The sequence below is a fragment of the Streptomyces sp. FH025 genome, assembly GCF_017427025.1.
Taxonomy (GTDB): domain Bacteria; phylum Actinomycetota; class Actinomycetes; order Streptomycetales; family Streptomycetaceae; genus Kitasatospora.
This window is the reverse complement of the sequence record NZ_JAFLNG010000387.1, coordinates 1-7,479: the sequence shown is the minus strand read 5'-3', so window position 1 is coordinate 7,479 and position 7,479 is coordinate 1. Positions and strand designations below refer to the sequence as shown.

Here is a 7,479-nt window from a genome sequence, read left to right as displayed (position 1 = left end):
ACCGCACGGCGACGCAGAGAGCCGACGTGCCATCAACATCGCTCCGTCCGGAGCGGGTTGGTGACCTGCGACGTGGAGCCGGAGCCTGGGCCGGCCATTCGCAGCTGTCGACGGCGACAGTGTTGGCCTGCGCTCGACGGGCTGTCAACACTTTCGACAAAGAAGCCAAAAGTGTCGGCCATGCTCGTTTCCGCCCCTGCTTGCAAAGTCACTGGCCAGACCCCTCAGGGGTAGATGAAGGGCGGGGCCCTACTGTGTCCGCACTCACTTCTATGCCATTGGGTAAACGTGCAAGAGGCAGTCTCTTCGAAAGTTTCGGAGGCGTGCCGGGCCGCACCGCCGCGACAGCGGGGTCAGGACACCCGCGCCGTCGAGGGCCGCCGGCGCCGTGCCGCCCGCCGGATCGCGAGGGGCGCCAGCCCCACGCCGATGCTCAGGGCGGCAGCCGCTGCGGCCAGCAGGGTGGACCGCAAGGGCCAGGCCGCGCCGGTCAATTCGAGGTGCGCCGAGGGGTACTCGGAGAACTTCGCCGTGGTCAGGGCCGTGCGGCGGTCACCGTGTTCGGCGAGGTCCCGCAGCACCGGGTCGAAGCCGAACTCCCCGGGCCGCCGTCCCCCGCCGGGCAGGTCGACGGCGAGCCCGTGGCGGCGGGCCCAGTCGTGCAGCGGCGCACCGACGGCGCCGGCATCGGCGACGCCGGGCACCACGAAGCGGTCCACTCCGGACGGGCCTCCGGCGGCCGACCGGGTGACGAGGACCAGACCGTGCCGGGTGGTGACGGTGTCGCGTTCGCCGATCACGACCGTCCGGGCGGCGAAGGAGACACCGCCGTAGACCTCGAAGGCAGCGGCGGCGTCGATCTCGTCGACGCCGTCGGGCAGGCCGATGCCCGTGGTGGGGCGCAGCCAGGGGAAGGCGGCGTTGAGGGCGTACGGCAGGTCGCCGGGGCCGAGGTGGTTGGCCGGGATCGAGGTGGGGCCGTCCAGGGTCCAGCCCGGGTACGACAGGCCGGTGCCGATGCGGTCGGCCTCGGCCTTGCCGACCAGCTCCTCGACGATGCGCAGGGCACCGACCGTGCCGGAGGTGACGCCCGCGGTGGTGGTCACCCGTCCGTCCTCGACGTAGCGCAGGCCGCGCTGCCAGTGGACCTGCGGGAAACCGCGTTCCAGCGAGTCGATGTTGGACCAGAACGAGGTGGCCTCGCGGCCGTCGAGCAGGCCGGACGCCGCGAGCAGCTCGGAGCCCGCGCACACTCCGAGCACCCGGGCACCCTTGCGGTGGCGTTCGACGATCCACCGGCGCAGCTGTTCCTCGCCCGCGCCGGTCGGGTCGGTCACCGCGGGGACGACCACGACGTCGGGCTCCGGCACGGTGCCGTTCGCCACCTCGGCCAGCGTGTGGTCGGGCAGCAGGTGGGCCCCGCCGGACAGCGGGGAGACCCGGCGTTCGGCGGCCACGGTGTAGACGAACATCTTCTCGGCCTCCGCGAGCACCTGGTAGGGCGCGAGCACGTCGGTGGCGACGGAGCCCTCGTTGCTGACCGCGACCGCCACGGTGATGCGGTCCCCGGGCACCGCTCGGGCGGCAGGCCAGGACCGGGCCGCCGACCCCGGCGGAGCGGGGGCGAAACTGTCGGCCATCGACGCGCTCACCCCGGCGAAGGCGATCCCCGCGAACGACGCGGTGGACAGCGCCGTGCCCAGGAGGATCCAGCCGGCACGGCGCGCGATCCGGCGGGGCTTGCCCAACTCGGACATGACATACCTCGACAATCCGGGCACGGATCGGCAGCACTGTGCCGTCGGCCCTGGTGAAGACGGAGAAGTGAAGGCGGAGAAGTGAAGATGGGGAAGTGACGTCGGACGGAAGGGGACGGAGGCGGGCGGGGAGAAGCGCGGACCGGCCCGGCGGTCGGTCCTTCAGCCGGTCGGCCGCAGGTGGGCCCGCAGCCGCGAGGGCGGGACCCCGAAGGCGTCGGTGACCAGCCGGCGCAGGTGCCGTGCGTCGCGGAAGCCGCAGCGAGCCGCCACCGCCTCGACCGTCAGGTCGGTGTCGGCCAGCAGCGCGCGGGCCCGCTCGAGACGCAGCTGCCGCTGGTAGGCGAGCGGGGTGACACCGGTGGCGGTGGTGAACGCCCGGGTCAGACCGCGCGGGGAGAGGTTCGCCACCCCGGCGAGTTCCCGAAGGGTGAAGGCGCCGTCCAGGTGCTGTGCCAGATGGTCCTGTACCCGGTGCACCGCGGGCTGGACGTGGTTGCGGTACCGGAGGAACGGGCTGATCTGTGCGGTGTCCCCGTCGCGTCGCAGGTACAGCACCAGCTCGCGCGCGACCCCTGCGGCGAGTTCGGGGCCGTGGTCCCGTTCGACGAGGGAGAGCGCCAGATCGATCCCCGCGGAGATGCCCGCACTGGTGCTGATCCTGCCGTCGTGGACGTACAGGGCCGCGTCGCGGACCTGGGCCCGTGGGTAGCGTTCGCGCATCGCCGAGGTCAGCGACCAGTGCGTGGTGCACGTGCGGCCGTCCAGCAGCCCCGCTTCCCCGAGGAGAGCGGCGCCGGTGCACACCGACGCCACCCGGGCGCCCGCCGCATGGGCCTCCCGCACCCACCGCACCACGGCGGGTGCCACCAGGCGGTCGGATCCGGTCAGCCGGGGCCCGGGGACGAGGACCAGGTCCCCCGCCCCGGCCCGGGTCGTCGGCAGCGGCGACAGCCCCGCCAGCAGCAGGCCCTGCGCGGACCGCAGGCCCTCCGTCTCACCGGCGTACTCGAGCCGGTAGCCGGCGCCCAGATGGGCGGCGGCGTCGAAGACCTGCACGGGGCCGGCGAGATCCAGCAGGTTGACCTCGGGCAGCACCAGCACCACCACCCGCCCGGTCATCGCGTTCCTCGTATCGCTCACCCGGCCACCGTAGCCAGCCCCGGGCACCCGCCACGAGGGCTCCGAGTGCCGGGGAGCGGACGGATCCGGTCATCGCCCAGGCAGGCCGGTGGGGAAGATCGGCGCGATGACCAGGCCGACCCCCGGAAAGGCGTACGGGGCGACGCCCGGCATGACCGCCAGGTGGAACGGGTGCGGCGTGTCAGCCCGAGGCCCGGACGACGAGCCGGGTGGGGAGTACCAGCGATTCGCCCTGTGCCGGGTTGCGCAGCAGCAACTCCAGCGCCCGGGAGCCGAGTTCCTCCACCGGCTGGCGGACGGTGGTCAGGCCCGGGCGGCAGCGCGCCGCGACTGGGGCGTCGTCGAAGCCGATCAGCGCCACGTCCTCGGGCACCCGCAGGCCGTGCCGCCGCAAGGTCCTGAGGGCTCCCGCGGCCATCTGGTCGGAGGCGGCGAACACCGCGTTCAGCCCGGGGCACTGGTCGAGCAGCCGTTGCATCGCGTGCTCGCCGGAGGCCGTGCTGAAGTCGCCGTACGCCACGACGGGCCGGGTCGCGGCCGCCGCGGCCACCGCCTGCCGGTAGCCGGCCAGCCGGTCCGCGCCGGCGGCGGTGTCCGGCGGCCCGGCGATGGTGGCCACCGAGCGGCGCCCGGACGCGCACAGCCGCCGCACCGCCTCCCGGGCGCCGGCCAGGTTGTCCGCGTCCACGAACGCCACCGTGCCCGGTTCCGGAGGCCGGCCCAGCGACACCACGGGCACCCTGGCCGCGTGCAGCAGCCGGGCGAGCGCGGTGTCCCCCCAGGGCCCGACCAGCAGGACGCCGTCGACGTGGCCGCCGCACAGGAAGCGCACCAGGGGCGGGCGCCGGGAGCGCCTGGGCACCGTGAAGACGGCCAACTCCCGTTCCGCACCTGGCAGGGAGCGGCGCAGCCCGGCCAGCAGCCGTACCGGGAAGGCGTCCGCGTGGTACTGCAGCGGATCGGCGAAGACCACGACGGCCACCACGCCCGTCCGCCGGGCGCTGGGCGCCCGGCGGCGGACGTACGCGAGCTCGCGCGCCGCGAGTTCCACCCGGGCCGCCACGTCGGCGGAGACCGGAGCGGAACGGTTCAGCACCCGGGAGGCGGTCGCGGTGGAGACGCCGGCGCGACGGGCAACCTCGGCCAGCGTCGGGGCGGGGTCGTCGCTCTGCATGGACTGGGGCATGGGGCCGTCCTGGCTCGATCCTCGACACGGGAACCGCACCACGACTCGGCGCCCGCTCCGGCCCACCACCCCCGCCAGCTTGATCGGACGAACGACTAGCGTCAAGGGATTCGACACCCTCACCCGAGCGGGTCGGGCAGCACGCCCCGGCGGATCACCTCCGCGTACCAGTGGGCACTGTCCTTGGCGGTCCGGGCCTGGGTGGCGAAGTCCACGTAGTACAGGCCGAAGCGCTTGCCGTAGCCGTACGCCCACTCGAAGTTGTCCATCAGCGACCAGAGGAAGTAGCCCCGCACGTCCGCGCCGGCGGCGATCGCCCGCCGGATGGCGTCGAGATGCCCGTGCAGGTAGTCGATGCGCTGCGGGTCGTGCACGGCGCCCTGCGGCGTGAGGAGGTCCTCGAAGGCGGCGCCGTTCTCGGTGACCATCAGCGGCAGCCCGGGGTGCTCGCGGTGGATGCGCAGCAGCATGTCGGACAGGCCGGTGGGGTCGATCGGCCATCCCATCGCGGTGCGTGGGCCGGGCGCGCGGTGGAAGAGCACGTCGGCGCAGCCGGCGAAGGGGGTCTGGGCGCCGTCGCCGTGGCCCGCCTCGCTCGCCGCCGCGGCATCCGGGGCCTGTCCGTCCGGCAGGGCCGACACCACGGTGGGGGTGTAGTAGTTGACGCCCAGCAGGTCGATCGGCCGGGCTATCTCGGCCAGGTCGCCGTCGTGGACCAGCGCGGGCCAGTCGACCAGGTGCTTGGTGTCGGCGAGCAGGTCGTCGGGGTAACCGCCGTCCAGCATGGGGCCGGTGAAGACGCGGTTGCCCACCGCGTCGATCCGGCGGGCGGCCTCGCGGTCCGCGGCGGACTCGGTGAGCGGCCGCACCTCGTGCAGGTTGAGCGACACGGCGATCCGGGCGTTCCGGGGCAGTGACTCGCGCAGCACCCCGACGGCGAGGCCGTGGCCGAGGTTGAGGTGGTGGGCCGCGCGCAGGGCGGCCGCCCAGTCGGTACGGCCGGGAGCGTGCACCCCGGAGCCGTAGCCGAGGAAGGCCGAGCACCAGGGCTCGTTGAGGGTGGTCCAGATGCCCACCCGGTCCCCGAGCGCGTCCGCCACCAGCGCGGCGTAGTCCGCGAACCGATGCGCGGTGTCGCGGGTCGGCCAGCCTCCGGCGTCCTCCAACTCCTGTGGCAGGTCCCAGTGGTAGAGCGTGGCCGCGGGCTCGATGCCGTGCTCCAGCAGCTCGTCCACCAGGCGCCGGTAGAAGTCCAGGCCGCGTTCGAGGGCCGGTCCGCGCCCGGTCGGCTGCACCCGGGACCAGGACACCGAGAACCGGTAGGCGCCCAGCCCGAGTTCGGCCATCAGCCGGACGTCCTGCCGGTAGCGGTGGTAGTGCTCGGTGGCGCGGTCGCCGGTGTCGCCGCCGGCGATGCGCCCCGGCGTCCGGCTGAAGGTGTCCCAGATCGAGGGGGCCCGGCCGTCCACGTCGACGGCCCCCTCGATCTGGTACGCCGCCGTCGCGGCTCCCCAGAGGAAGGCGGCGGGGAAGGCGGCGGGGGAGGTCTCGGTCGGGGACGCCTTTTCAGGGGCGGTAGTCATGGCTGTCCTTTCCACGTCAGGTGGTGCGCAGAAGAAGAATTGACTGGACATCAGTTCTTGACGGCGCCGGCGGTGATGCCGCCGACGACCTGCCGGCCGAGGAGGGCGAACACCAGCAGCAGCGGTGCCGTCCCGAGCAGTGAGCCGGTGAGGATGACGGCCTGGTCGGAGTCGTAGGAGCCGCCGCCGAGACCGGCCAGCGCGACCTGGACGGTGGGATTGCTCTGGCTCAGCGCGATCAGAGGCCAGAAGAAGTCGTTCCAGGACTGCACGAAGACCAGCATGCCGAGCACGGCCATCCCGGGCCGGGCGATCGGCAGCACCACGCTCCACAGGATCCGCAGGCTGCTCGCGCCGTCCACCCGGGCCGCCTCGACGAGTTCGATCGGCAGCGCCTCGGACAGGAACTGCCGCATGAAGAACACGCCGAACGCGGCCACCAGGTTGGGCAGGATCACCGACTGCAGCTGGTCGGTCCAGTGCAGGTCGGCCATGATCTGGTAGAGCGGGATGACGCTCAGCTGGGCGGGCACCGCCATGGTCGCCACCACCAGGCTCAGCAGGGCGTTGCGGCCCCGGAACGGCAGTTTGGCGAAGGCGAAACCGGCCAGCGTCGCGAACAGCACGGTGCTGGCGGTCACGCAGCTCGCCACCACCACCGAGTTGAGCAGCGCCTGGCCCATGTGCACCTGGTTCCAGGCGATGTCGAGGTTGTGCCACAGGCTCCCGCCGGGAAGCAGGGGAGGCGGGGTCTGCGCGATCCGGCCACCGGAGGTCGAGGCGCCGACCAGGGTCCAGTACAGGGGGAAGAGGGAGAGGACGGCGACGACGATCAGCACCGTGTACGTGAACGGTCCGGCTCCGGTGAGGCCGCGCGCTCCGGCGCGCCGTGCGGGGATTCGGGCCATCGGGATCAACTCCCGTTCCGGGCGCGGCGGACGCGGACCAGGGCGAGGTTGAGCGCGCCGATGGCCAGCAGGATCAGCAGCATCGTCCAGGCCACGGCGGCCGCCCGGCCGAGGTGGAAGGCGTACCAGCCCTGGTCGTACAGGTAGAGCCCGAGGGTCTGGTACTGGTGGGCCGAGCCGCCGCTGTGGCCGGTCGCTCCACCGCCGAACAGCAGGGGCTCGCCGAAGAGTTGGGTGGCCCCGATGCTGGAGACCACGACGGTGAACAGGATGGTGGGCCGGATGGACGGCACCGTGACGTGCCGGAACTGCTGCCAGCGGTTGGCGCCGTCGAGTGCCGCCGCCTCGTACAGGTCGTGCGGGACGGCCTGCATGGCGGCGAGGTAGATGAGGGCGTTGTAGCCGGTCCAGCGCCAGGTGACGATCACCGAGATGGCGATCTGGGAGCTCCAGGTGCCGCCCTCCCAGTCGACGGGCCCGAGGCCCAGCTGGCCCAGCAGCCAGTTGATCATCCCGTAGTCCCGCCCGAACAGCAGCGTGAACACCAGGGTCGCCGCGGCGATGGAGGTCGCGTAGGGCGCGAGCATCGCGATCCGGAAGAAGCCCCGTCCGCGCAGGCGGTAGTTGAGGAGGTGGGCCAGGCCCAGGGCCATCAGCAGCTGCGGCACGGTGGACAGCACGCCGATGGTGAGGGTGTTGCGCAGGGCGTTCCAGAACAGGTCGTCGTGGAGCATCCGGGTGTAGTTGTCGAAGCCGCGCCACTGCATCTGGTCGGACGTCTGCAGGTCGACGCTGTGCAGCGACACCCATCCCGTGTAGACCAGCGGGAACAGGCCGAACGCGAGGAAGCAGACGAAGAACGGCGCGACGTACAGGTACGGCGATGCCTTCAGGTCCCACCG

The 7,479-nt window shown here is 72.9% G+C and carries 6 protein-coding genes; all 6 read right to left on the bottom strand.

Features of this window, described 5'->3' with window-relative positions:
* Positions 1-353: 353 nt before the first annotated feature.
* The gene (locus J0670_RS24510) at positions 354-1,757 is read right to left on the bottom strand and encodes a DJ-1/PfpI family protein (protein ID WP_207813818.1); all 1,404 of its coding nucleotides are present in this window, start codon (positions 1,755-1,757) and stop codon (positions 354-356) included.
* Between the two features lie 162 nt (positions 1,758-1,919).
* Complete coding sequence (locus J0670_RS24505) at positions 1,920-2,900, bottom strand: GlxA family transcriptional regulator (RefSeq protein ID WP_307806669.1); 981 nt, start codon at positions 2,898-2,900, stop codon at positions 1,920-1,922.
* A gap of 181 nt (positions 2,901-3,081) precedes the next feature.
* Positions 3,082-4,086 carry a LacI family DNA-binding transcriptional regulator gene (locus tag J0670_RS24500; RefSeq protein ID WP_207813817.1) on the bottom strand — a complete coding sequence of 335 codons (1,005 nt, stop codon included), beginning with the start codon at positions 4,084-4,086 and terminating at the stop codon, positions 3,082-3,084.
* Between the two features lie 119 nt (positions 4,087-4,205).
* The gene (locus J0670_RS24495) at positions 4,206-5,669 is read right to left on the bottom strand and encodes a GH1 family beta-glucosidase (RefSeq protein ID WP_207813816.1); all 1,464 of its coding nucleotides are present in this window, start codon (positions 5,667-5,669) and stop codon (positions 4,206-4,208) included.
* Positions 5,670-5,719: 50 nt separating this feature from the next.
* Positions 5,720-6,577 carry a carbohydrate ABC transporter permease gene (locus J0670_RS39470; protein ID WP_243437458.1) on the bottom strand — a complete coding sequence of 286 codons (858 nt, stop codon included), beginning with the start codon at positions 6,575-6,577 and terminating at the stop codon, positions 5,720-5,722.
* Between the two features lie 5 nt (positions 6,578-6,582).
* On the bottom strand, positions 6,583-7,479 hold an 897-nt coding region (locus J0670_RS39465), incomplete at its 5' end, for a carbohydrate ABC transporter permease (RefSeq protein WP_243437457.1).